This is a genomic window from Nocardia sp. NPDC004123 (assembly GCF_053603795.1).
The window spans coordinates 76,576-102,049 of sequence record NZ_JBSGGG010000008.1 but is presented as its reverse complement, the minus strand read 5'-3'; the positions used below and the strand labels follow the sequence as shown (position 1 = coordinate 102,049).

Genomic DNA, 25,474 nt, shown 5'->3' with positions numbered 1-25,474 from the left:
AGACCGCCGAGCGCCCTAGAATAGTTATGTGGCACCCCGTTACGTAATTGGTGACTTACGGCGACCTGAAAACCGTCCTGCACCTGTTCGCGCGACTCCACACCGCCTCGGCGCCGCAGGGTGATCGGTGTGCACGGGGTCCCGGTAGTAATCGTGCGAAAAACAACGACAATGGTTTGACCAGCGGTGATGTGGGGCTTCCGGTTCGGGCTGCGGGGCATCGTGTTTGATGCTCGGCTTGGCTGCCGATGAGGTTGGTCGGTGTGCTGGAGGTCGGGGTTCGTGGCGATGCAGGTTTCCTGATATCAGCCGCGAGGAGCTGTTCCGGTACTTCACGCTCACCCCGGCCGATATCGCGTTCGTCACCCCTGGGCGTGGGCGCGGCCCGGCGGAGCGACTGGATCTGTCGGTGGTGTTGTGCACGTTTCCGTGGCTGGGGTTCGTGCCGGACAAGGTGGCCGCCGGTCGCGGTGGCGTGTCTGGCCGAGCAGCTGAAAGTCGATGCGTCCCTGACCCGTTCGTACGATAGGTGAGCGCAGACGCGCACCGAGCATCTGCGGTTGGTCGCCCAGTATCTGGGGTGGCGGCCAGCTGGGGCGATGGAGCTGAAGGAGCTCGACGAGTTCCTGTTGGCGCGGGCGATGGAGCACGATTCACCAACGCTGTTGTTCGGGCTGGCGTGCGAGTACCTGCTCTCGACGCGGGTGATCCGGCCCAGCCCCGACACCGTCGTTCGCCGCGTCGTGCACGCGCGCGAGCGGGCACAACTCGAGACTTACGACCGGTTGGCGCATGAGCTGACTCCACAACGCCGTGCAGAGTTGGATGCGCTGCTGGTCACCGATCTCTCGGTCCGGATGTCACGGTTGCGGTGGCGGTCGACCGGGCCGGTGGAGGCGTCGGCGGCCGCGGTGCGCAACGAGGTCGAGAAACTGGGGTTCGTGCGAGGTCTGGGTGCCGACACCCTGGACCTATCGGTGCTCCCTGCGGAGCGCCGCCGGTTCCTGGCCACGCTGGGCCGCCGCCTGGACGACGAGGTCTCGGCCCACATCAGCCCGGCGCACAGCGAGAACATCAACTTCATCGGCGCGATCGAGGTCGACATCGGCGCCGAACTCGCCCAGCTCGGCCCCACCGATTACCGACCGCTGCGAGTACGCGACACCCTGTTCCAACCCCAGCGGGCCCGACCGACGCGAAGGACCAACCAGCGCCGTTACGCTGCGTCGGCGCGTAGCGCCTTCGGGACCGAGGAGCTATCACCGGGCCGGTACCTCCACGGCAACGCATTACGGGTCAACGCGATGAACAGCACCGACACGAAGACGACAGCGCAGGCAGCCTCGACAATCTGAAAGACCGCGAACTCGGCACCGCGTGGCATCTCCAAAACTCCTACTACCACAGAGAATGCCACCGCCGGCCCTCGGAACGCCGGTTTCGTCGCCCACGCGGCCAGCGGCACGATCGCCCACAGCAGATACCACGGTTGCACCACAGACGACAGCAGCACGATTGCACCTACCGACAGGCCGAGCGCGCCGATCGGGTGCAGGCGCCCGGTCCACGTGGCCACCAGCATGCGCAGGCTCAGGAACGCGGCTGCCGCCATCGCGAGCGGGCGCGTGAGGCTCAGCAACGCGGTGGTGTGATCACCCAAACCCAGGAGTACACCGCCGAACCCGATGATGATGCCCAGAGCAGTCGGAAGCGACAGCCAACTGCGTACCGCATTGGCCGTGCCGAGGGTGTAGATCCAGCCGAAACCGAGGCCACTACCCCAGCAGACCAACAGGGTGGTCAGCGCGGCGATCACACCGAGCGCCATCGCGGCACGAATCACAGGCCCGATGCGGCTGCCCCACTGCCGAGCCAGCGCCATGCCGACGAACCCCAGCGCGATGATCGCCGGAGCCTTGACCATGGCCGCGAGCGTGATGAGCACTGCACCGAACCCCAGCAGCGCCCAGGCGCGCCCGTCCAAAAGCGGAGATGAACCCGTATAGATGTCTACGCCGACGGGGAGCGCGCGCAGACAGTACTCCAGCCCGACCAGCATGAGTCCGAGCATCAGCGTGTCGTTGTGCACCCCGACGACCAGGTGGAACAGCACCAGCGGATTGGCCGCGCCGAGCCACAATGCGCTCACCGGCGCCACCCCGCAGCGGCGCGCCAATCGCGGCAACGCCCACACGATCAACGCCATCCCGCCGAGTTCGAGCAGCCGATGCGACCAGACCCCGAGCAGGATGTTGTCACCGGTGATCGCAGCGATCCCGCGGCCGATCCAGAGAAACAGCGGGCCGTATGGGGCGGGCGTCTCACGCCAGATGTTGGGCACGTTGTTGGTAAGCACATTGTCCAGGCCGAGCCCGGTTGCCGGACCCACCATGTAGGGATCCATGCCACGCTGCGCGATTTCGCTTTGTGCCAGATAGGAATACACGTCGTTGGAGAACATCGGCGGGGCGATGATCAGCGGAGTGACCCACAGCAACAGAGTGCGGTTGAGCTGAGAGCGGCTCATTCGGTGCGCGGGAGCCTTTCTGGTGCCGCCGACCACGAATCTGCCCAGCAGCAGCCAGGCCAACACCACCGCGACCGTGCCGATCATGCACATTGCCAGCATGGATGTCGGCATCCGCGCGAACAATCCCATCACCCGCACTCCCGACACCGGGTTCTGATGCACCGGCTGAGCGCCCACACCCAGCGCGCTGATCGCCATCAACACTGTTCCAGTGGTGCCGAGCATCCGGATCCGCCCGAACTGCACGGCTTCTCGGCGATCGAGCCCCGGCACCTCTGCCTCGTCGCTGTGCAGGTCGGCGATGGAGTGATCGGCGGGCGGTGTGTCCAGACCAATGGCCCGACGTCCTAGGTCGATACACCTGCGCCGCACGCTTTCTCCTACCCCCACAGCAGCCGAGCCTAGCCGCACCACATCGGTAGGTTGCTCGACCTCGGTTCTGGCAGGTCACTACGATTCGCTCCTCCCACGATGTGAGCGCTGTGTCGCAGAAACGATCGCTTTCGAGATCCGTTGTGCGGCAGCCAGCCTCGCTGGATGGATCGGTCTTGGAACCCCGTCTCCGAACCTACGTTTCCAGTGCCCGGGCTGCGGGCCACGCCCTCTACGGCCAGCTTCAGGCGAGCCTGTCCCGGGACCGTTAGGAAAATGATGGTCAGCCGACCTCCCTCGCGTATTCGGCGGCGGTGAGCAGGCGGTCGGTAGAGGCCGCCCGCCGCCAGCCTGATCTTGTACAGCCATGTGCCGTACGCGTCGGCGTTCACTCCCCGGGGGCGTCGACGGCGTCAGCGTTTGTATGCGGCTTTCCGGGCCGGCGAGCGGGCTTGTCACAACCGGTCGGTGCCCGATCGTGGCCTATCGATGAGGCCGATACGGCCCATGTGGTCCGGTCGATGGAGGTGCGGGCCGCGTTTTGTCAGCTGGCCGAGCCTGTGGGGAATCCGGGGCCGACCTTCGTGATGTCGACGGTGATGGTTTTGGTCGATGCGCCCTGGGTCGCGGTGAGGGTGTAGGTGCCCGTGGTGGCGGGTGTCCAGTCGTATCCCAGCAAGGTGGTGCCGTCGTCGTTCCTCGCGACCACGCGGCCGTTGATGCTCAGTGATGCGGGGGTGTACTGGTCCTCACCTACCAGCGTGACGGTGACAATGCAAACTTTCCACGTGGTGGTGCAGGGGACGAAGCCGCCTTCGCGGATGCCGGAAGAGGTATCGGCGGTGAAATAGTCGATTGCCGCCGATGCCGGGGGCGCAAGGAGTGCGGGGAAGAACAGTGCACCTGCGGCGATCGCGGTCAGGGGTGCCAGTCGGTTGATCAAGGTTTCCTCCCCGAGCGAGGCCCGGATTTCGCCGGACCCCATATGAAATGCAATTGTTTCATATTGAGGTGGGGTGGAAAGGGTGTCAAGGCAAAGGAATTGGGGGTGCTCGAACCGTGCTCGACATAGGTTCTTTGCCCGAGGTGCAGACGCGGCGACCCAAGCCGAGGTGTTCGTAAAACGATCGTCGGCCGAACGCGAACCGTCGACTGGCCGGACGCTCTCGCAAGACAGAGTGTTCGGCAACCTGTTCGTTTGAGGTACGGCCTGCCTCCACCGAGGACGCGGGCCGCGATGGGTGTCACCCGCATGGCCGTCGATGCTTCGTGTCGGCGTGCCTGTATCTGGTTCGGTTCCGGTACTGGGACGATTGTTGCGGCCAGTCGCCGGTTGCGGGCTTTCGGAAATCCGTCCGGCGGGTTGGCGTCAGGTAACCGCAGACGACAGTTAATCCGTGGACTCTTCCGGGGAAGCAGGTATGCGGGTATGAGCGAGCCGGTGCCATCGCGGCCAGTGTCGAACCTTCTGCGGCGACGGTGGATCGCTGTCCTGGCCCTGATGCTCCTGATAGTCGGGGCAGGCGGCGGCATCGCCTACTGGAAACTGAGCGAGAGGGTCCCGGCCGGCAGCCCGGCCTCCCACACCGTCACCGCCACCATCCATGTCGGCAAGAGACCACATGATCTGGCGGTCGACCCGGGCACGCACACCATCTACGCCACTAACGACAGCGACTCGGTGTCGGTGATCGACCCGGCCGCCCACGCCGTCACCGCGACCATCCCGGTCGGCAAGGGGCCAGGCGGTGTGGCGGTCGACCCGGGCACGCATACCGTCTACACCGCCAACAGCGACGACTCGGTGTCGGTGATCGACCCGGCCGCCCACGCCGTCACGGCCACCATCCCGGTCGGCAAGAACCCATACGGTGTGGCGGTCGACCCGGGCACACACACCGTCTACACCACCAACTACGACGACGGCTCGGTGTCGGTGATCGACCCGGGCACGCACACCGTCACCGCGACCATCCCGGTCGGCAAGGGGCCATGCGGTGTGGTGGTCGACCCGGATACGCACACGATCTTCGCCGCCAACGACGGCGACGGCTCGGTGTCGGTGATCGACCCGGGCACGCACACCGTCACTGCGACCATCCCGGTCGGCAAGGGGCCGATCGGTGTGGCGGTCGACCCCGGCACGCATACCGTCTACACCGCCAACAGCGTCGACGGCTCGGTGTCGGTGATCGACCCGGCCGCCCACATCGTCACTGCGACCATCCCGGTCGGCAAGGGGCCGATCGGTGTCGCGGTCGACCCGGGCACGCACACTGTCTACAACACCAACTACGACGGCGACTTGGTGTCGGTGTCGGTGTCGGTGATCGACCCGGACACGCACACCGTCACCGCCACTATCCCGGTCGGTAAGAACCCACTGACTGTGAATGGGCTGGCCGTGCAGTATGTGGCGGTCGACCCGTACACGCACACCGTGTACGCCACCAACAGCGGCGACAACTCGGTGGCGGTGATCGAGCCGCGGCACTGACTCGGGTGCTGTCTGGGCCCCGGCCCGGACGCCCATCCCACAGCGTCCGGGCCGCCCAGCTTCACCCCCGCCCTGGAATCATCTGCAGGACACCGCATGTGGGGGGCCAAACCTCTTAGCGTGACTTTTCGCGGATCCGTTCCTCATGCCCCGTAGCTGGCCGAGGTGTTCGGAAAACGATGGCAGCCGAACGCGAGCAGCCCTGCCCGGCGGTACGGCGTTCCCGCAGGAGGGGTTTTCGGTAGTAATCGCCGAGAATCCAACGAAGTTCGGCATTGGTGATCTAGCGGTGGTGCCGGCGGGGGCGGCGGCCACCGCGTGATCGAAGACGGCCATTTCCTTGCGCAGTCCGGACCCCTTCTGATGCCGGTTACGCCCTCACCGATGTCGCCCCGATAATTGGGGGGGCAAACACCCTGTACCGCATGGACATTGGAACAAGTCCGCAGCGGCCGGGCGCGCCGAGTCGCACCGCGTGACAAGGGCCGTCGGTGTATTCGATTGGTGGCCAACGGCTCTGGTAGTTCCCGGGGCAGCCTGCCACACTGGATCGGCGGTGTCGGCCCGAGTGGTCGGAGAGCGGGCATTCGATACCGTTCATGCGGTAATCACCTGTGGAAGGCATGAAGATGACCAACCCGCAATCGAATCAAGCCGTATTCTTCAGGCAAGTCAATTATCAGGGCGATCCCTACACCTATTCCATCGACGATGGTGTCGTGGACATGCCCGGATCGCTCAACGACGAGTTCAAATCCGTCAAGGTCGGCGCGGACGCGAAGGTGCTGGCCTGGCAGCACTACGGCTTCGGTGGCAACTACGTGGAATGGGAAACCGACCAGCCCGATATCTCCAGCATCGGCGGCCTCTCGGTGTTCACCGTCACCTACCGAAGCACCCGATTCATCATGGCCCGCTTGGTCAACTCCACACAAACCAACCGGGTGTTCGCTCTGAAGGTGAACACCGCGGGCGTCGATCCCGGGCTCAGTGAACGGTGGCTCGCGCAGAACGATTCCACCTTCTATCCGATCGCTCTCGCTTTCAAAGACGGCCGGAAGGTGACCACCGGGCTGTATGTTCGCGACGAGCAAACCTACGTCTTCAACCCCATCGGATCCTGTTACTTCCGTTGGAACCGCAACACCGACGCCGTCGAGCTGGACCCCGGCGTGAACTTCCCCGCAGGAATGAACCATAAGCAGGAAAGCGCCAGCGAATTCACCTTCGACCTCCTGGACGCACCCCCGTCGCGCTGATCACCCGCGTCGGGACTACGACGCGAAAGAGATTCGCCAGGCGCTGGCAAAGCCCATTCGATGGACTGGCCCTCCGCTACCCGGGGTTCCGGTAGCAACGGCGCGAAAAACAACGACAATGGCTTGACCAGCAGCGATGGCGAGAGTTTTCGCTGAAAATGCGGCGCATGCGCTGTAATCGGCTGTCTTGCAACAAGGGGGCAGGTGAATGACTGTGCGGCGTGCCCGAATCGGGTGCGCCGCACAGTCGTGTCTGGGCCTACCCGCCGGAGGGCCCCTGGTCGAGGTGGTGGGTCAGTAGTCCGGTCAGCGCCTCGTCGATGGTGGCTCACGGCCCGCCGCGCAGGACCGTGTTGTGCGGGTCGAGGGCTTGCCAGCGTCCGCGGCGTCCGGTCGCGGTGATCTGTCGGGCGATCCGGCCGAGGTACTCGTCGCCGTCGGTGACCCGGTGGTCGCCGGTGTCCGGGTCGCGGGTGAGGGTGACCAGCTCCCGCACCTTCGCCTTCGGGTCGAGCCACCGCTCGCGCCGCGACTTCGGTTGCCGGACACGGGAACCCGCCCGCCGACCAGGCGCCCGCGCGGCGGCGGGCACAGCCGGTGGAACCGGCGCAGGGGTCGGCATGGGCATGCCGGGAGAGCCGAGTTCGGAGGCCTTCTCTTCGGTGTGGACCACAGCGGGGCTGACACCGCCGACGGCAGCCTGCGCCCGCTCGTCGGCGGGTAGGGCGGGTTCGGTGTTGGGGTAGCTGTAGACGGTTTCGCGGCTGATGCCGAATTCCCTGGCGAGGGCGGCTTTCTTCTCCCCGGCGGCGGCGCGCTGGCGTAGTTGGTGGGATTGGGTGTCGGTGAGGGCGTGCTTGCGTCCTGTGTAGACGCCGCGGGCCTTGGCCGCGGCGATGCCTTTGCGCTGGCGTTCCAGGATCAGGGAGCGCTCGAATTCGGCGAAGGCCCCCATCACCGACAGCATCAGCGTCGCCATCGGTGAGTCCTCGCCGGTGAAGGTCAGGTTCTCCTTCACGAACTCCACCCGTACGCCCTTGCCCGCGGGCGCGGGCGGCGGCCAGGCCTTCGTGGGTGCCGTCGACGATCAGCTCGCGGATGAACTCTGCCAGTGCGGCGAAGACGTGGAAGACCAGGCGCCCGCCGGGGTGGTGGTGTCGAGTGCTTCGTGCAGGGATCGGAATCCGATGCCGCGCTTACGGAGTGCGGCGACGATCGAGACCAGGCCCTGCAGAGAGGGGTGTCGGTCCACTGTCACAAATTGTGAAAGGCCAACACTTCATAGTTCGGGGCGTTAGTGTTCGCCTGTCCTCGCGCAGGTGCGGGGTGAACGACCGGGAGGGACACATGACAACGAACCGCGTTTTGGGACGAATCGGCTGGGCCGCACAGGCTTTGGTGGCCGCGAGCGCCGTGGTGACCCTGGCGGCGGCCCCCGCGTCGGCCGGTTCGGGTTCGGCCGATTCGGGTTCGGCCGATCCGGGTTTCACGATCAAGGGCAATCCTGCGCAGTTGCAGGTGGGGACGAGTTACGAGCTGGACTACACCCGCGCCTACGACCACGTCCCTTGGATGGGCGCCCAGCTCGTGAATTTCTATGACAACGGGCAGTGCATCGGCTGGGACGCGGGATTTGGGGGGGATAAATACCTCGATTCGACGATGTGGACGCCGACTTCCGCTGGCGCCCATACCCTGCAGGTCGCATATGGCCCGTATGTTCAGACCATGACTGTCACCGTCCAACCCGCCGCGAGCGGCGCTCCGATCCCGAAGCCCACCACCGGCGGTTGCGGGGTTGACAGCCCCCCCACCTCCACAGGCAGCTCGGGAATCTGAGCCGCAGCCCCACGAGGGCGAGAATCGAGCAGACATCCAGGGGTCCCGGACTCGCCGAAAATCCAAGTGCCCGGCGTCGGCGTCGCGGAGGGTGATGCGGATCCGCATCCCGTGGGCGTACCCATCCTCCGCCTGCGTGACTGGTCCTACACCGCGACGTCGGGCAACCGCCCGTGATCCTCGGGCAGGGTGGGCCCGGCGTTGAGGTAGCTATAGACGGTGTCGCGGTGGACCCCGAATTCCTTGGCCAGCTTCGCTTTCGGCTCGCCGGCCGCGGCGCGAGTGCGCAGGGCGTGGGCCTCTGCGGTGGTGAGGGAGGGTTTTCGGCCCTTGTAGACGCCGCGGGTCTTGGCTTTGGCGATGCCTTCGCGTTGGCGTTCGAGGATGAGGGCGCGTTCGAATTCGGCGACCGCGCCCATCATGTTCAGCAGCAGGTTGGCCATCGGGGTGTCCTCGCCGGTGAAGGTGATGCCCTCTTTGACGAATTCGACCTTGATCCCGTCCTCGGTCAGCCCGCGTACCAGCTGGCGCAGGTCGTCGAGACTGCGGGCGAGCCGGTCCATGGAGTGCACGACCACGGTGTCGCCGTCGCGGACGTAGTCCAGCAAGGCCGTCAGTTGCGGGCGTTCGCGGTCTTTGCCGGAGGCCTTGTCGGTGAAGGTCTTGTCGACGCGGATCCCGTCGAGTTGCCGTTCGGTGTTCTGGTCGCCGGTGCTGACCCTGACGTAGCCGACTCGCTGCCCGTGCATCGCCCGCAATTCCCTTCTGTGCGTGGATATGTCGGGCTGGAGTCTAAGAACCGACACCGACAAGTGTCGGAAAAGCCGGTTCGGATTCTATTCCGACACTCGTGCGGGTGGATCGGGAGTGTCGGGTACGGGTGTACCTCAAAACGACATGCTGACTGCCGTTACCGAACCCGGCTAACCAACAGTCGACGAGTTCCTAGCCGTCCCGACTTCGCTCATCTCATCAAACCCGGCCTGGACCTGTCTCGCCCCGCGACAACCACCAGCGCCCGCCCCGAAACTCGGGGCGGGCGCTGGTGGTTGTCGTGCCAACTAGCGGTTGGTCAGAACATCGCCGGGAGATGGGAGGCGCTGCCAGAGCCTGCGGCGGCGCTGCCGGTCCCGGCAATAGCGGCAATGATCAGGCCAATGATTGTCAACATGAAGGGTGTTCTCCGTTCGTGTCTAACTCAGGTCTGACTAACTCATGACGCATCAACCTAACCTGGTCAAGTGACCAGTTGTCAAGCTCGCGGTGGCGGTCACGCCGCGAACTGTCCGAGAAAGGTCTGACACAGATTCTCGGACAACATGTCTCGGCAACACGGTTTTCGACAGGTGGTCCTTCCTCGCCACCTGGGGATTCGCCGCCGCACGGGGCATGTGAGGTGAGTGCTGGAGAAATGATCGATTCTCGACACTCATCCAGCCGCAGGCGGCGGAGCGACAGCTGGCGGCCAGTCCTGAGGCTCGACGTTGTTGGGCTTCTGACTAAGGTCCTGGTCCCAGTCAAACCGTGGTGCTGGCGGGCCCCATCGCCGCGGATCAGCGAACGAAATAGCTTCAGTACCGAAATCCACCATTTCAAACCTGGTGGTGCCGGAGAAGGTCACGCCCCCGAACCCGGCGGCGCCGGAGAAGGTCGCACCCCCGAACCCGGCGTCGCTGGAGAAGGTCGCGTCCCAGAACCTGGTGGTGCCGGAGAAGGTCGCCCCCTCGAATCCGACGGTGCCAGAGAAGGTCGCGCCTCCGAACCGGGCGGCCCTGGAGAAGGTCGCGTCCCCGAACCAGGCGTCGCTGGAGAAGGTTGCGCCATCGAATCGGGTGTCACTGGAGAAGGTCACGCCTCCGAACCAGGCGTCGCCGGAGAAAGTCGTGTCCCCGAACCAGGCGGTGCTGGAGAAGGTCGCGCCATCAAACCGAGCGGTGCTGGAGAAGGTCGCGCCCTCGAATCGGGTGTCGCTGAAGAAGGTCACGCGCCCGAACCTGGCTTCGCTGGAGAAGGTCGCGCCTCCGAACCTGGCTTCGCTGGAGAAGGTCGCGCCCCCGAACCAGGCGTCGCCGGAAAAGGTCGCGCCCCCGAACCCGGTGCCGCCGGAAAAGGTCGCGCCCCCGAACCCGGTGCCGCCGGAGAAGGTCGCGCCCCCGAACCTGGCTTCGCTGGAGAACGTCGCGTCCCCGAACCAAGCGTCGCTGGAGAAGGTCGCGTCCCCGAACCTGGCTTCGCCGGAAAAGGTCGCGCCCTCGAACCGGGCGGTACCGGAGAACTGGGCGGCTGTGAAGTCGATGTCTTCGAGGTATGCGGTACGGAAGTCGAAATCGCTTGTTGACCAGCTGTATTCAGCGGCGGGTCGGACATGGTCGGCGATGACGCGGACGATGGTTGCGCGTACCTCTCTGTCGTTGTGCCTGTACTCGAGGTGGCGCTCGGAGTCGTCGGCGCGGGTGCCGTCGGTGGTTGCGCGGTGGTGTTTGAGAACCAGTTTGCTCTGGTGGTTGGCCCCGAGTTCGGGACTGTAGGGCAGGCGCAGGTAACCGCACAGGACGTCGATGCATTGTTGGCGGCGCAGTCCACTCGATTCGTCGGCGACACCGGCCATGGCGTAGACCCCGGCGATGCGGACCGCGACATCGGTCGCGCCGAGCTGTGCGGCGGCGGCACCGAAGCGTTCGACGAACCGGCCCTGCTCGATATCGCGTTGCCGCCGGTAGGCGATCACCAACGCGACCACACCGCCGACACCGGCCACCACGGTCAACGCGATCCGGGTGACGTCGATGTCGCCGGCGGTCTTGCTCGGATCGATCGGGGTGATCCAGCGCAGGAATCGGTAGGCGGCGAACGCTACGAGCAGTCCGCCGCACAGTGCTAGGAAGACCGCGGGAAACAAGCCGATCCGTCCAGCGAAGCGACCCATTGCCCTGTTGCGCTTTCCCACCCACATGAGCACCGCTCGATTGTGCTCGACACCATGCCCTACCGCTCGCGATTCGTCGGCCCGCTGTTGCAGTTGATGAACGGGCTTCCGAACACCGCTTCATGCGGAGGCGCGGGATGCCCGGAACAAGGACCGCCGACGTATGTGAACCATCGTTTTCCGAACGGCCGTCGCTTCATTCGATCAGGTGCCGCCGTGGCAGCGCGCAAGGGGGAGGGAAGGTGGCGGGCGCACTCGCCGTCTCTGCGAGGAAGCCGAGCGATGTCATCGGGGAACTCCGTAGCCGGGCAGCCGGAACGGCGGGTTGCGGCATGGCGGGTCGGCCGGGATGTTCGGGGTGTCAATACCCCAAATTGTGAAACGGATTCAGTTCTGAATGTTGGCCGAGTCGTTAAACTCGCCGACACCCGGTGGCCTTTCTCCGGGGGGAAGCAAGGAGATCTACCAGCCATGAAGCTGAAACCACTGGCGTGCAAGGGGTTCGGTATCTTGACTGCCGCCACGGTAGCGAGTCTCGCACTCGGGGCGGCACCGGCCTCTGCCAGCATCACCGAACTCGGGGCGGAGTGCCCGATAAGCGGGTACGAAGGGTCCGACCCCAGGTGTGAAAACTCGCACATCTGGGTTGGCACTACGGACTCGACTCCGGTGTGGCTCGCCGTCAACGGCACTGTGCTCGGCGGGAGTCCCTTCCCGGTGACGCTCTACGCTGCCGGCGGCGGCTACGGGGCCGGGGTGTACCTCGACTGCGCCGAAATAACGTTGCATGTCACCGCCATGCAAAAGAGCGCGGACGGCACGATCACCAGCCAGAAGTCGATCGATTACACACCTGCCTACCCGCGGGTGGGGAGCACGGCCCAAAGCATCTTGGCCGGTAGCGCCAGCGGCTCGGCCAGCCCCACCTGTCACGTTGTCACGTAAGGACAGCGTGAGTAGATGCATCCCTGAGGTCAACTGATCCTGCCCATCCACAAGCCGCTGACCATCGTTTTCCGAACAGCCCGGCCTGAGGGGGTTCCGGTAGTAATCGCCAAAAATCCAACGAAGTTCGGGATATGCCCTGGTAGAGGGTGATTCGCCGGTTCCGGGTGCGGAGCAGGGTGGTTGGTGCTTGGCTTGGCTGCCGATGAGGTCGGTCGGTGTGCCGGAAGGCTGGGTTCGTGGCGACGCGGGTATTCGCTGATGAGGAGTTGCAGCGACTTCGGGAGTTCCCGGAGATCAGCCGCGATGAGCTGTTCCGGTACTTCACGCTCAGCCCAGCAGATTTGGCGTTCGTCACGCCACAGGGTCGAGGGGCGAGTGTGCGCCTGGGCTTGGCCGTGATTCTGTGCAGTCTGCCGTGACTGGGGTTCGTTCCGGACAAGGTGGCTGCGGCGCCGCCGGTGGCGGTGACGCGGCTGGCCGAGCAGTTGAATGTCGATGCGGCGCAGCTTCGTTCGTACGGTCGCCGTGCCCAGACGCGCAGTGAACATGTGCGGCTCGTGGCCCAATATCTGGGCTGGCGCGCGGGCGGAGCAATCGAGCTGAAGGAGCTGGATGAGTTCCTGCTGGCGCGAGCGATGGAGCATGATTCGCCGACACTGTTGTTCCGGCTGGCGTCCGAATACCTGATCTCGGCGCGGGTGATCCGGCCGGGCCCGGTCACGCTCGTGGAGCGGGTCGCGCACGCGCGCAACCAGGTTCAGGCCGAGACGTATGACCGGCTGGTACACGAGCTCACACCGCAGCGCTGTCAGGACCTGGATGCGCTGCTGGTGGTCGATCCGTCACTGGGGATGTCGAGGTTGACGTGGTTGTCGACCGGTCCGGTGGAGGCTTCCGCGGCCGCGGTGAAGGCCGAGGTCGACAAGCTGGGGTTCCTGCGCGGGCTGGGTGCCGACGCCCTGGACATTTCGGTGCTGCCCGCGGAGCGGCGACGGTTCCTGGCCACGATGGGCCGTCGCCTGACCGGTCAAGCGCTGGAACGGCGTGATCCGCAGCGGCGGTATCCGATCCTGCTCACACTGCTGACTCAGTCGGCCACCGACGTGCTCGACGAGGTGGTACAGCTGTTCGACCAGGCGATCTCGGCGAAATTCAGCACTGCCGAGAAACGGATGCGCGACGAGCTGGCCGAACGCGGCAAGACCGGCGAGGACCGGCAAGCGCTGCTGGACGATCTCCTGGCGATCGTCACCGACATGCAGATCCCCGACGAGGAGATCGGCGGATTGATCCGCGGCGAGAAGATCGGATGGGAGCGGTTGCGCGCGGCGATAGCGCAGGCCAAGCCACGGCTGCCCCGCGATCACGGCCATTTGGCTGCCCTGGATGCCTCGTATTCGTATCTGCGGCAGTTCACTCCGGCGGTGTTGTCGACGGTGCGCTTCGCCGGCGGCACCGCGGCCACCGAGCTGCTGATCGCGGTGAACATGCTGCGCGAGCTCAACGCCACCGGCGGCCGGAAGGTCTTCGACGATGCGCCGACCGGGTTCGTGCCCACCAAATGGCGCGGATACCTCGACGAAGCCCGAAAGTCGGGTAGCGCGACCGCCTACCGGCACTACTGGGAGCTGTGCGTGCTGCTCGGCCTTCGGGACGGCTTGTGCAGCGGCGATGTGTACGTGCCAGGCTCACGCCGCTACGCCGACCCGGCCGCCTACCTGCTCACACCCGAGCAGTGGGAGCCCCAACGCGCCGAATTCTGCCGCCTGGTCGGCAAACCCGCTGATCCGGCCCGCGCGCTGGCCAGCGCCACCGACGAACTGTACGAGGCTCTCGGCGAGCTGGAGACGGTGCTGGTCGAGGGCGACGGCCCGGTCCGTCTCGACGAGGACGGTGATCTGGTGATTTCGCCGTTGACCGCCGAAGATGTCCCGGAGGAAGCGAAGGCGCTCAAGGCCGAGCTCACGGAGATGCTGCCGTTCGCGCCGATCGTGTCGCTGTTGATCGAGTTGGACAAGCGCACCGGCTACCTGGACTGCTTCACCCACGCCTCGGGCAAGCAAGCCCGCAGTCCCGAGCTGAAACGCAACCTGATCGCGGTCCTGCTGGCCTTCTCCACCAACCTTGGTCTGACCAGGATGGCCGAAGCCTCCGGGATCTCCTACGACATCCTCGCCTGGACCTCGGAGTGGTACGTGCGGGAGGAGACACTGCGCGCCGCGAATACGGCGCTGATCGGCTACCACCAAAGCCTGCCGCTCACAGCGATTTTCGGTGCGGGCACGCTGTCCTCCAGCGATGGCCAGAGGTTCCCTACGCGCGGCAAGTCGATCACCGCCCGAGCCCTGAGCCGCTACTTCGCCCACGAAGGGCTCTCCACCTACACTCACGTCACCGACCAGCACGCCACCTACGGCACCAAGGTCATCGTCGCCACCAGACGCGAAGCGCACTATGTGCTCGATGAAATCCTCGGCAACGCAACCGATCTGCCGATCACTGAACATGCCACCGACACTCACGGCGTCACGCTGGTCAACTTTGGGCTGTTCGATCTACTCGGCATGCAGCTGTCCCCGCGCATCCGCGACCTGGGGCGCATCACCCTGTACCGGGCGGGGCCACGCTCCGAGGCGGAATCCCGATTCCCTCACACAGGCCCGTTGCTGACGCGCAAGCTGAATCTGGATCTGATCGCCGAGCACTACGACGACCTGCTCCGACTGGTCGGATCGCTGAAGTTCGGGCACGCCACCGCCTCGCTGCTGGTCGGCAAGCTGTCCGCGTCCGGGCGGCAGAACGCCCTCGCAGCTGCGCTCAAGGAGTACGGGGCGTTGCGCAGGACGATCTACGCCGCGAAGTACCTGTCGGACCCGGACTACCGGCGCAAGATCTCCCGCCAGCTCAACAAGGGCGAATCCCTGCACGCATTGCGTCGCGACCTGCTCTACGCCCACGAAGGCATGATCCGCGCCCGGCACCTGGAGTCCCAGACCGAACAGGCCTGGTGTTTGACCTTGGCCACCAACGCCGTGATCGCCTGGACCGCAGAGTATTACGGGTTGGCGGTGGAGCAGATGCGCCGCGAGGGGCGGCGCATCGACGACGAGGTCCTCGCGCACGTCTCACCCGCGCACAGCGAGAACATCAACTTCTTCGGCGCGATCGAGGTCGACATCGATGCCGAACTCGCCCAACTCGGACCGACCGGTTACCGACCGCTGCGGGTTCGTGACACCTTGTTCTGATCGACACCTGGCGTGCCGATCAGAACACGAATCTCGAGTGACTACTCCTCGGTCGTTATCCCGGAGCTGACCGCGGGCCGGTCATCGACGGCGCCGGTCCTGGAAGCCTCCGGTGCGGAGACCCGTGAAGACCGTCGCGGCAGCATCAGCGCGGGTACCACCGCTACAGCGCCGATCGCGAGTGCCCACCAATAGGTTTGGGTGAACGCGTGCGCCAGCGTGTGGGTGATTCCGTCGGTTCGCACTGTTGTCGTCAACGCGTTCGCAACGGAACCCTCGTGTTCGATGTTGCGTTGGACCAGCACCAGCAGCGCCGCGACTCCGAACGAACTCGCCGCACGGAGGCTGACGTTGGTAGCGGTTGTGGCCGAGGGGATTTCGGAACGCTGCAACGTCTGATAGCTGGCGCTCATCGCGGCGGGCATTATCGGGCCGTGCCCGAGGCCGATCACGAACAGCGTGGCCACGACCAGGGCATTGCTGGTGTCGGGGCCGATCTGGGTGAGACCGAGGATTCCCAACAGCACCAGAGGCAGTCCGATGAGGATCAGCAATCGTGGAGAGTGCTTGTCGGTCAGTTTGCCGGTGATCAGCGTCGTGGCCATCGCGCCCAGCCCGACTGGTGCGACCATAGCTCCCGAACGCAGCGGACTGTCGGCGTTGACGGTCTGGAAATACAGCGGCAGCAGCGCCGTCAGGCCGGACAGAGTGCCGATATAGGCGAAGACCAGCACGTTGACCGCGGTGAAGTTTCGATCCCGCACCAGCCGAACGTCGACCAGGGCTGTGGCACCCTTGCGGCGAGCATGCAGGACATAGCAGGCGATCAGCGCAACTCCGGCGAGCACGCTGGCGACGACACCGATATCGGTCAGCCTCGTCCCGCTGCCCGCCCGCGCGGTGCCGTACACCAGTGCACCCAAACCCGGTGACAGCAGCACCAATCCGACGATGTCGAGCCTGCTGCCACGGTCACGGACCTCGTCGGTCGGCAATAGCCGGATCGCGGCGATGACGGCCATCGCGCACAGGGGCACGTTGATGTAGAACATCCACCGCCACGACAGGTGACCGAGGATCAGCCCGCCGACTGTCGGACCGAGTACCGGGGCGAGCATCGCGGGTACCGCGACCGCGCTCATGACGCGGCCCATCCGGGCGGGGCCGGCGGCACGGGCCAGCATCGTCTGCCCGATCGGCAGGATCATGCCGGCGCCGAAGCCTTGCAGCACTCGGAACGCGATGAGGCTGGTGATGTTCCAGGCCATTCCGCACAGCACCGATCCGGTGATGAACAGCAGCAGCGAGACGATCCACATCGTCTTCGGGCCGAACCGCATGATCGCCCATCCCGACAACGGGATGCTGGCCGAGAGCGCCAGGGTGTATCCGGTCAGCACCCATTGAATCGCCGACAGCGACGTATGGAACTGAGCACCAAGGGTGTTCACTGCGACGCTGGTGATCGTGGTGTCGAGGATCGTCATGATCGCGCCCAGGACCACCACGATTACGAGTTTGCTCAGGGCCGGGTCGAAGTCGGTCGTTTCCGTTCGAGGTTGTGTCATTGCGAGGTTTCCCCACCATCGTTATCGATACACTGTATCGAGAACGATACGGCGTTCTGTCAAGCGATACGGTGTCTCGGGTAGACTGTGGACCGTGGAGCTGCATGATTCCGGCGAAGACAACACCGCGTCTGGCACCCCGATTTGGGCGCGCGAGACGCCGCGGCGACGGCCTGCGGTGACCAGGGACGACATCGTTGCCGCCGCAATGGAACTCGCGAATACCGAGGGCCTCGACGCTGTGTCCATGCGTCGGGTCGCCGCACGGCTGGGCGTCGGTCCGATGGCCCTCTACACGCACATCGACAGCAAAGACGATCTGTTCGACCTGCTCGCCGACGCGCTGGCCGGTGAGATCGTCCTCGACGAGGGTGATCTCACCGCGGACTGGCGTGAGTCGATCACCCGTGTGGCCCGGTGCGAGCGCGCCATGATCAAACGGCACCCTTGGGCCACCGATCTGGTCGGCAAGCGCACCACGATCGGGCCGAACGCGCTGCTGCACATCGAGCAATCACTCAAAGCGCTGGACGGGCTGGGTGTTTCACCGGCACAGGCGACGCAGATCGTGCAGGCAGTCGATCAGTACACGACTGGATTCGTCCTGCGGGAGACCCTGGCATCGTCGCCGGAGTCGTTCGGGCTCGACTCGCCAACCGGTGCCTATCTTCGTGATGCGGCGACTGCGGCGGGCCACGAGCGGCTGACCGAACTACTCCAACGCAATCCGTCCGAGCTGCCTGACCCCGACGAGAACTTCGAACAAGGACTGCGCTGGCTGCTGGAAGGTATCGCGCGCGACACCAGCGCTCCGTGATCCTAGAGGCGTCTCGGAAACGATCGTCCACGAGACACCTTGGGCTTCCAGGGATTCCCGCAGGTCGAATGCCACCGAATCTGCACGGTTGCCGTGTACGCGCCAACGTCAACCTGTCGGGGGTTCGCAATACAGTCCGCGCCATGCGAATCGGCTACGGGCGGGTCTGCACCCGCGACCAGCATCCCGAAGCCCAGCACGACGCGCTCACCGCGGCCGGCTGTGAGGAGATCTTCATCGACAAGGCCTCCGGCAAGCTCCCTCCCGCACCGAGCTGACCAAGGCGCTGCTGGTCGCCGACCGGCCCAAAGACCAACTGGTGGTGACCACGCTCGACCGGCTCGGCCGCTCCCTCGAGCACCTGATCGAACTGTCGAAGACCTTGCAGGAACGGAGCGTGGACCTGGTGGTCCTGGATCAGGGCATCGACACCTCCTCCGCCCTCGGGCGGATGTTCTTCCAAATCCTCGGTGCGATAGCCGAATTCGAGCACGCCCTGATGTCCGAACACACCCGCGACGGCCTGGCCGGGGCCCGCGCCCGCGGACGCACCGGCGGACAGAAGCCGAAACTTGGGCCCCCGCAGGTGAATCTGGCGCGGCAGATGTACGACGAACTCGATGAGCGAGACAAACGTCGATACACCGTCGACCAGATCGCCGCCGAGTTCGGCGTCACCCGCCCAACCATCTACCGCCACCTCGGCAAGACAACCCCATAGCTGACCACGACCGCGGTCCGACCATCATTGCTGGTCAAGCAATTGTCGTTGTTTTTCGCACGGTTACTACCGGGACCCCTGCACATCGAGGACGAACCGAGGTGATCGTCTTGCCGCAACTGCTGGCCGCCCGGGCCGAGGCCTCGCACCGAAACCACCGACGCCCGGCGGTGGCACCGCCCGAGGGGCGTAGCGGGGGCTGCCGGGATTCCGGTCGCGGACACGATATGACCGCCGATGGTGTTGTGTCGTAGGACTTTTCGCGTCGCGGCCTGCTCAGGCAGCGCCGGCGGTGGGCTGCTGGATATCGAGGGCGGGTTCGCGGGCGGCGCGCAGGATGAGGTGGAGCAGGGCCACGACGAGGGTTTGATCGAGGGGGCTCCAGGTCAGGGACATGCGGTTGTGGACGAAGCCGACGGAGATGCCGGAGCGGGGGTCGGTCCAGCCGGTGGAGCCGAAGGCCCCGACGTGGCCGTAGCCGCGGGGTGCCCGCGCGGCGGGGAGGCTGTGATAGCCCAGGTGCCAGAACGGGACCAGCAGACTGTGGTCGAGGCGGTAGGTGCGGATGCGTTCGAGTTCACGGACGGTCGGGGTGGACAGGTAGGGGCGGCCGTCGGCATATCCGTCGCAGGCCAGGGCGCTGTACATTTTCGCCAGCGCCGCGGCGGTGCAGACGGCGTTGCCGGCGGGCAGGGCGGTGTCGAGGATGGCGGGGTCGTCGCCGCGGAAGATGGATTCCAGGCCGGGCACGTAGATCGATGAGAGCGGGGCGCGCAGCAGGCGGGGCAGGCGCGGGACGGCGGCGGCGACCGGGGCCGGGATGCTGCGTTCGGCAAGGGTTTTCAGGGAGCCGACGAGGTGGGCGGGCCGGGTGCGGGACCCGGCGGGCGGGCGGCCGAGGTGGATGCCGTCCACGCCGAGGGGGTCGGCGACCTCGCTGCGATAGAGCTGGGTCATGTCGCGGCCGGTGACGGCGCGGGCCAGCCCGCTCATGAGCCAGCCGATGGTGAGGGCGTGGTAGATCGGCGTGCCCAGCAGGTCATCGGGTTTCGCGGCGGCCAGGCGCGCTTCCATGAGTTCGTGGTCGAGGATCTCGCCGGGGGTGGCGGCGGGCAGCGCCGACAGGCCGGCGCGGTGGCTGAGCAGTTCGGTGACGGTGATGCGGGCCTTGCCGTTGGCGGCGAACTCGGGCCAGTATTCGGCGACGGGCGCGGCGTAGTCGAGCAGGCCGCGGTCGGCCAGCCGCGCCAGCACGGTCGCCGAGACACCCTTGGATGCGGAGTAGACCATGGCGCCGGTGTCGGCGGTCCAGGGCGTGCCGTGGGCGTCGGCGGCGCCGGCCCAGACATCCACGACCGGTTCGCCGTGCTGGTAGACCGCCAGTGCGCCGCCGTTGCCGCGGCGGCCGGCGAAGACGCGGGCGAAAGTCTTGATGGCGGAGTCGAATCGGGGTTCGGCGGTGCCGTGCACCCCGGTGGGCAGTCCGGCAGCGGCGGCGGAGCTGGAGGTCGTCATCGATCCACGGTAGCGGCGCGGCGACCACTCCGACAAGATGTGTCTGGGACAATTTTCCGGCGTGGTGGAGAGTTCGGATGTCGGTGCCGTCTGCCACAGTGACGGTCATGGATCCGGTGACCTTCCCCGACGCCGCCGCCTTCGACTCCTGGCTCGAAGCCAATCACGCACGCCCGGAAGGGGTTTGGATCCGCATGGCCAAGAAGGGCTCGGGTATCGCCACGCTCACCGAGGACGAGGCGGTCGATGTCGGACTGTGCTGGGGCTGGATTTCGGGGCAGCGCAAGGCCTTCGACGCCGACTACTACCTGCAGAAGTATGTGCCGCGCCGCCCGCGCAGCCACTGGTCGCAGGTCAATGTCGACAAGGTCGCCGACCTCACCGCCGCCGGGCGCATGCGCGCGCCGGGACTCGCCGAGGTCGAAGCGGCCCGCGCGGACGGGCGGTGGGCCGCGGCCTACCCGTCGCAGGCGAACTTCACGGTGCCGCCGGATCTGGCTGCCGCGCTGGCCGATCGGCCCCGCGCCCGGCATGCCTTCGACGCCCTGGACCGGACCCGCCAGTATGCGATCGTGCTGGAGTTGCTGCGGGCGAGAACCGCGAAAACCCGTGCTTCCCGCCTCGACAAGGCGCTCGACGGCCTCGAATCACACTGAAACCGGCCGATTCCGGGTGCCCGGGCCATATCGGGCCCCCGGAATCGGTTCGTGCCGGGTTCAGTTCAGTCGTTCGGCCAGCAGCGGCGCGAGGGTGCGCAGCACCTCGAGGTAGTCCCCGCCGACGACCTGCGGCGCGACATGGTTCGCACCGGCGTGTACGTGTTCGGCCAGCCGGTCGGCGATCTGGGCGGCGCTGCCGTGCGCGACGACCGCGTCCACGAACCGGTCGCTGCCGGGCTGGGTCAGGTCGGTCTCGTCGAAACCGAAGCGGCGCAGGTTGTTCACGTAGTTGACCAGGCCCAGATAGAACCCGGCCTTCTCGCGGCCGACGACCCGGGCTCGCGCGGTGTCCTCGTCGAGGACCACCTTGTGCTCGCTGACCAGCAGCTTGTCGGGCCCCAGGATGCCGCGCAGCTCGGCGGTGTGCTCGGGCACGGTCAGATACGGCAGGGCGCCGGCGCTGCGGTCGCGCGCGAGTTTCGCCACCCGTGGGCCCAGTGCGGCCAGTGCGCGGCCCTGCTGCGGGACGCCGCGGGCGTCGAGGATGTCGAGGTAGTTGACCAGGGCGTCATAGGGTTTGGCGTAGGTGCCGGTGTGCTCGGGGTGACCGACGCCGATGCCGAGCAGGAACCGGCCGGGGAATTTCTCCGCGAGCCGCAGGTAGGTGTCCGCGGCCGCCTCGGCGGTGGAGCCCCACACGTTGACGATGCTGGTACCCACGACGATCGATTCGGATCCGGCGAGCAGTTTCTCGTAGCCGTCCCAGTCGGCCGGCGGCGATCCGCCCAGCCAGACCGCGCCGTAGCCGAGGTCTTCCAGTTCACGCACCGCTTCGGGGGTGAACTGCGTGTAGAACTGCCATGCACCGAACTTGCCCAGGTAGTCGAATGCCATATCAGCGGCCAACACATCAAGATCACGACGCATTCCCGGCGGCGCTGTCGAATTCGGCGCGCGCGGCGAGCACCTCGTCCATGTGGCCCTCGGCCCACTGGTGCAGCCGGGTCACGATCACCAGCAGGCTCTGCCCGAGCGGGGTCAGCGAATAATCCACGCGCACCGGTACCTGCGCGGTCATGCGCCGCGCCACCAGGCCGTCGCGTTCGAGGGTGCGCAGGGTCTGGGTGAGCATCTTGTTGCTGACCGCGGCCACGATCGCACCGATCTCGCCGTAGCGGCGCGGTCCCGGGCCGAGCGCGGCCAGGATCAGGCAGGTCCACTTGTCACCGATGGTGTCGAGCATCTGATTGGTGGGACAGGCGGCGAGGAAGGCGTTGTACTCGACTTTGGCCTGTTCCCGGCGTTGCGCGGCGGTGGTGGTCGGCATCGTCACTCCCCTGGTGCGGGCCCGGCCACGAGCCCGGATCGACAACTGGCTGTGCAGGTACAGCCGACGCGGTGGCGTGCGCATTCCCGCCCGCCGGGACCGGTTCGGGTCGCGATCCGCACTCTCACCGGTGACCTGGGTACTTTTCGGTGCCTACTGGCCCGGCGCCCGGACGCCGACCTACGGTGAAACCACGCCCCGCACCGCCGGTCACCCGGCGCGGCGGCGTTCCACCGGTGGACCTTCATTCCTTCGCAGTCACAGGAGCATTCCCATGCGTGCTGTTGCTTTCTCCCGTTTCGGCGGTCCGGAGGTCCTCGACCTGATCGACACCCCCGTACCCGTCCCGGGACCGGGTGAGGTGCTGGTGAAAATCGCTGCCGCCCCGGTCAATCCGGTCGATATCGGGGCGCGGGCCGGGGCGTTCGCCGCGCTGCTGCCCGAGCGCGACCATTACGTGCCCGGCGTCGAATTCTCCGGCTGGATCGAGGCGACCGGTCCTGGAGTGGCCGACGCCGAGCCGGGTCGGCCGGTGGTCGGGCTGATTCCGTGGCTGGCCACCTTCGACGGCGCCTGCACCGAGTACGTGACGATCGCGGCCGAGCTGGTCGCCGCCGCCCCGACCGGCGTCGATCTGACCGCCGCGGCGACCCTGCCGCTCAATGCGATCACCGCGGACCTGGCCGTGGCGGCGGCCCCCGGAGCCCGGGTGCTGGTGACCGGCGCGGCCGGCGGCGTCGGCGGATACGCGGTGCAGTTGGCCGCGGCACGGGGCGCGACGGTGATCGCCGTGGCCGGGCCCGGGGACGAAGACCTGGTGAAGTCACTGGGTGCGAGCGAATTCGCAACGCGCGGTGAGGATCTGGGGCAGAGTGTGGGCGTGGGCAGTGTCGACGCCGTCATCGATGCCGCGCTGGTTGGTGCGTCGCTGCTGCCACTGGTGCGCGACGGCGGCGCCTTCGTGGCGTTGCTGCCGCCGGTGACCCCGCCCGCCGAGCGCGGGATCACGGTGACGACGGTGCAGCAGGCCCCCGACGGCCGCCGCCTGGCCGAGCTGGTGGATCTGGTCGAGGCGGGCACGCTCACGCTGCGGGTCGCGGAGACCTTCCCGCTGGCCGAGGCCGCCGCCGCGCACGCCCGCTTCGAGAAGGGCGGTCTGCGCGGGCGGCTGGTACTGCTCCCCTAGGCGGCTTCGGGTCGGCCCTGGGCGCGGAATTGTCCGGGCGCCACCCCGAATTCGCGTTTGAATGCTTTGGCGAACGCGTATTCGGAGGTGTAGCCGGACTTTTCCGCGACCACCCGCAACAGGGCGTCGGACTCGCGCAGCAGCCGCGCCGCGCAGGTCATGCGCCACCAGGTCAGGTAGGTCAGCGGCCCGGTGCCGAGGGTGGCGGTGAAGCGTTGCGCGAACACCGAGCGCGACAGCCCGGCGCGGGCCGCGAGGGACTGCACCGTCCACGGCGCGCCCGGCTCGGCGTGAATGGCCTGCAGGGTGGTGTGCACGGCCGGATCGCGCAGTGCCGCAACCCATCCGGCGTCGGCGGGGTGGGCGTCGTGCCAGGCGCGCAGCATGAACAGCAGCAGCACCTCCAGCAGCGGCGCGATGGCCCCGGACCCGTCCTGGGTGTCGAGCTCGTGGCCGAGCAGATCGATGGCGGCACGCAGCGGGCTGTGGTGGCCGACGCGGGCGGGCAGGTGGATCACATCGGGCAGTTCCGCCAGCGCGGGGTGCGGGCGCGAGTCGTCGAGAGAATAGGCGCCGCACAGTAATACGGTCTCCGCGCCGATGTCGCCCCCGCCACGTCCGAGCTCGGGACTGTCGGTGATGGCGTGGCCGCGGCTGCGTGGCATGAATGCCACGTCGCCGACCTGCAGGTGCACCGGTTCCCCGCCCTCGGGCAGCAGCCAGCACGAACCCTGCAGCACCACATGGAATCCCGCGCTGTTGCCCTGCGCCGGGAAGTGCGTGCGCCAGGGTGCATGCTTGACGGTCCGGTTGGAATGCGGGGTGCCCAGCCGCATCGCGGCGACCGCGTCGCTGAGAATGTCCACCACCCAACCGTACCGGTAACTCCGGCCTACCCGGACGATCGGATATCAGGGCCGGAGTTTCGAGCATGGATCGTCCGGACCGGACTCCATAGCGTGAAGCGCGAGCCGAATCCCGGTTCGTGTCCCCTCACTCGATGGAGTTGTCTCCCATGCGTATTGCCGTGCACGGCGCCAGCGGTTTCACCGGTTCCCTCGTCGTGGCCGAGCTCGCCCGCCGCAACCTCACCCCGGTCCTGGTCGGCCGCGACCCGGACCGCCTGCGCCGCATCGCCGACCAGGCCGCGATCCCGGACGCCGAGATCCACGTCGCCCCCCTCGAGGACACCGCTGCCCTCACCGCCGCGTTCGCGAGCACCGACGCCGTGATCAATACCGCCGGACCCTTCACCCTCTGGGGCGAACCGGTCGTGCGGGCCGCCATCGCCGCCCGCCGCCCCTACCTCGACACCACCGGCGAACCCGCCTACCTGCACACGATCCTCACCACCTACGACGAACCCGCGAAACAGGCCGGGATCGCGGTCGTTCCGGCCGTCACCGACGACGGCGTGCCCGGCGACCTCATCGCCGCACTGACCGCCGCCCGCCTCACCGCCCCGATCGGCGAGGTCGTCATCGCCGACCTGCGCCGCCCGGGCGCCGCATCCCGGGGAACCGCACGCTCGATGGCCGCCATCATGGTCGCCGAACAGATCGAATACCGGTCCGGCAGCTGGCAATCGGTGCAGGAACCCTCGTCCACGATGCGCGAGCCCGGCGAGACCGAACCGGTGCCCATGAGCCCCATTGCCCTGCCCGGCGTCTACACGATCCCCCGCCACATCCAGACCCCGCGCGTGCGCGGCGTGATCCGCGCCGAGGTCGGAGACCTGTTCGCGTCCTTGAATTCCGAAGTCGCCGAGACCCTTCCGGAGGTCCCCGACGCGGCCGCGCTCGACGCCGCCCGCTGGTTCATGCTCGCCGAGGCCACCGGCGTGGACGGCCGGCGCGCCCGCGGCTGGGTGACCGGGTTCAACGCCTACGCCTCCACCGCGGTCATCGCCGTGGAGGCCGCGCGCCGGCTGGTCGCCGACGGCGCCCCGGCCGGAACCCTCGCCCCGGCACAGGCCTTCGACGCCGCGAGCTTCCTCGACCACCTCGCCACCACCGGGGTGGCCTGGCAGGTCGAGGAGCTCGCCGCCGTCTGAACTCCGTGC

Annotated in this window: 17 protein-coding genes and 4 pseudogenes; 11 read left to right on the top strand and 10 right to left on the bottom strand. The window is 66.9% G+C overall.

The genetic code is table 11. The annotated features are described in order from the left end of the window. Positions 1-238: 238 nt before the first annotated feature. A pseudogene (locus tag ACWEQQ_RS13365) lies at positions 239-1,058 on the top strand (DUF4158 domain-containing protein); the annotation flags it as partial. 158 nt (positions 1,059-1,216) lie between these two features. Here the strand turns inward: ACWEQQ_RS13365 and mptB are convergent. Then, a complete protein-coding gene (gene mptB, locus ACWEQQ_RS13360) occupies positions 1,217-2,920 on the bottom strand; it encodes a polyprenol phosphomannose-dependent alpha 1,6 mannosyltransferase MptB (protein ID WP_452348540.1) in 1,704 nt (567 codons plus the stop codon). Positions 2,921-3,446: 526 nt separating this feature from the next. Then, positions 3,447-3,845, bottom strand: a complete 399-nt coding sequence (locus ACWEQQ_RS13355) for a hypothetical protein (protein WP_452348395.1) — start codon at positions 3,843-3,845, stop codon at positions 3,447-3,449. A 558-nt stretch (positions 3,846-4,403) separates the two neighbouring features. On the opposite strand from ACWEQQ_RS13355, the gene ACWEQQ_RS13350 reads away from it, so the two are divergent. Both ACWEQQ_RS13350 and ACWEQQ_RS13345 read left to right on the top strand, forming a co-directional pair. Further along, the gene (locus ACWEQQ_RS13350; protein WP_452348394.1) at positions 4,404-5,399 is read left to right on the top strand and encodes a YncE family protein; all 996 of its coding nucleotides are present in this window, start codon (positions 4,404-4,406) and stop codon (positions 5,397-5,399) included. Positions 5,400-6,022: 623 nt separating this feature from the next. After that, complete coding sequence (locus ACWEQQ_RS13345) at positions 6,023-6,658, top strand: beta/gamma crystallin domain-containing protein (protein ID WP_452348539.1); 636 nt, start codon at positions 6,023-6,025, stop codon at positions 6,656-6,658. Between the two features lie 742 nt (positions 6,659-7,400). Here the strand turns inward: ACWEQQ_RS13345 and ACWEQQ_RS13340 are convergent. Next, positions 7,401-7,697, bottom strand: a pseudogene (locus ACWEQQ_RS13340) (recombinase family protein); the annotation flags it as partial. 308 nt (positions 7,698-8,005) lie between these two features. Here ACWEQQ_RS13340 and ACWEQQ_RS13335 point away from each other — a divergent pair. Continuing rightward, complete coding sequence (locus ACWEQQ_RS13335; protein ID WP_452348393.1) at positions 8,006-8,497, top strand: hypothetical protein; 492 nt, start codon at positions 8,006-8,008, stop codon at positions 8,495-8,497. A gap of 146 nt (positions 8,498-8,643) precedes the next feature. On the opposite strand, the gene ACWEQQ_RS13330 is transcribed toward ACWEQQ_RS13335, so the two are convergent. Next, positions 8,644-9,246 (bottom strand): recombinase family protein, encoded by a 603-nt coding sequence (locus tag ACWEQQ_RS13330; RefSeq protein WP_452348392.1) that lies wholly within the window; start codon positions 9,244-9,246, stop codon positions 8,644-8,646. A gap of 680 nt (positions 9,247-9,926) precedes the next feature. Then, positions 9,927-11,450 carry a pentapeptide repeat-containing protein gene (locus ACWEQQ_RS13325; RefSeq protein WP_452348538.1) on the bottom strand — a complete coding sequence of 508 codons (1,524 nt, stop codon included), beginning with the start codon at positions 11,448-11,450 and terminating at the stop codon, positions 9,927-9,929. 444 nt (positions 11,451-11,894) lie between these two features. Here ACWEQQ_RS13325 and ACWEQQ_RS13320 point away from each other — a divergent pair, with 444 nt between their 5' ends. Continuing rightward, the gene (locus ACWEQQ_RS13320; RefSeq protein WP_452348391.1) at positions 11,895-12,368 is read left to right on the top strand and encodes a hypothetical protein; all 474 of its coding nucleotides are present in this window, start codon (positions 11,895-11,897) and stop codon (positions 12,366-12,368) included. Positions 12,369-12,607: 239 nt separating this feature from the next. After that, positions 12,608-15,619 (top strand): annotated as a pseudogene (locus tag ACWEQQ_RS13315) (Tn3 family transposase). A gap of 41 nt (positions 15,620-15,660) precedes the next feature. Here ACWEQQ_RS13315 and ACWEQQ_RS13310 read toward each other — a convergent pair. Then, positions 15,661-17,187 (bottom strand): MDR family MFS transporter, encoded by a 1,527-nt coding sequence (locus ACWEQQ_RS13310; protein ID WP_452348390.1) that lies wholly within the window; start codon positions 17,185-17,187, stop codon positions 15,661-15,663. A gap of 94 nt (positions 17,188-17,281) precedes the next feature. On the opposite strand from ACWEQQ_RS13310, the gene ACWEQQ_RS13305 reads away from it, so the two are divergent. Both ACWEQQ_RS13305 and ACWEQQ_RS13300 read left to right on the top strand, forming a co-directional pair. Continuing rightward, positions 17,282-18,004: a TetR/AcrR family transcriptional regulator gene (locus ACWEQQ_RS13305; protein ID WP_452348389.1), complete on the top strand. Its 723-nt coding sequence runs from the start codon at positions 17,282-17,284 to the stop codon at positions 18,002-18,004. A gap of 68 nt (positions 18,005-18,072) precedes the next feature. Then, positions 18,073-18,725, top strand: a pseudogene (locus ACWEQQ_RS13300) (recombinase family protein). A 276-nt stretch (positions 18,726-19,001) separates the two neighbouring features. On the opposite strand, the gene ACWEQQ_RS13295 reads toward ACWEQQ_RS13300, so the two are convergent. Then, positions 19,002-20,240 (bottom strand): serine hydrolase domain-containing protein, encoded by a 1,239-nt coding sequence (locus tag ACWEQQ_RS13295; RefSeq protein ID WP_452348388.1) that lies wholly within the window; start codon positions 20,238-20,240, stop codon positions 19,002-19,004. 77 nt (positions 20,241-20,317) lie between these two features. Between ACWEQQ_RS13295 and ACWEQQ_RS13290 the strand changes: the two genes are divergently transcribed. Then, on the top strand, positions 20,318-20,896 hold the full coding sequence (locus ACWEQQ_RS13290) for a YdeI/OmpD-associated family protein (RefSeq protein ID WP_452348387.1): 579 nt from the start codon (positions 20,318-20,320) through the stop codon (positions 20,894-20,896). Between the two features lie 60 nt (positions 20,897-20,956). Here ACWEQQ_RS13290 and ACWEQQ_RS13285 read toward each other — a convergent pair whose 3' ends face one another. Beyond that, positions 20,957-21,793, bottom strand: coding sequence for an LLM class F420-dependent oxidoreductase (locus tag ACWEQQ_RS13285; RefSeq protein WP_452340881.1), 837 nt, complete (start codon positions 21,791-21,793; stop codon positions 20,957-20,959). A gap of 22 nt (positions 21,794-21,815) precedes the next feature. After that, positions 21,816-22,226 carry a winged helix-turn-helix transcriptional regulator gene (locus ACWEQQ_RS13280; RefSeq protein WP_452340882.1) on the bottom strand — a complete coding sequence of 137 codons (411 nt, stop codon included), beginning with the start codon at positions 22,224-22,226 and terminating at the stop codon, positions 21,816-21,818. Positions 22,227-22,500: 274 nt separating this feature from the next. Here ACWEQQ_RS13280 and ACWEQQ_RS13275 point away from each other — a divergent pair, with 274 nt between their 5' ends. Then, positions 22,501-23,412 (top strand): NADP-dependent oxidoreductase, encoded by a 912-nt coding sequence (locus tag ACWEQQ_RS13275; RefSeq protein ID WP_452348386.1) that lies wholly within the window; start codon positions 22,501-22,503, stop codon positions 23,410-23,412. Here the strand turns inward: ACWEQQ_RS13275 and ACWEQQ_RS13270 are convergent. Next, a complete protein-coding gene (locus ACWEQQ_RS13270; protein WP_452348385.1) occupies positions 23,409-24,278 on the bottom strand; it encodes an AraC family transcriptional regulator in 870 nt (289 codons plus the stop codon). The genes ACWEQQ_RS13275 and ACWEQQ_RS13270 overlap by 4 nt on opposite strands. 149 nt (positions 24,279-24,427) lie before the next feature. Here ACWEQQ_RS13270 and ACWEQQ_RS13265 point away from each other — a divergent pair, with 149 nt between their 5' ends. Then, the gene (locus ACWEQQ_RS13265) at positions 24,428-25,465 is read left to right on the top strand and encodes a saccharopine dehydrogenase family protein (RefSeq protein ID WP_452348384.1); all 1,038 of its coding nucleotides are present in this window, start codon (positions 24,428-24,430) and stop codon (positions 25,463-25,465) included. Positions 25,466-25,474: the final 9 nt, after the last annotated feature.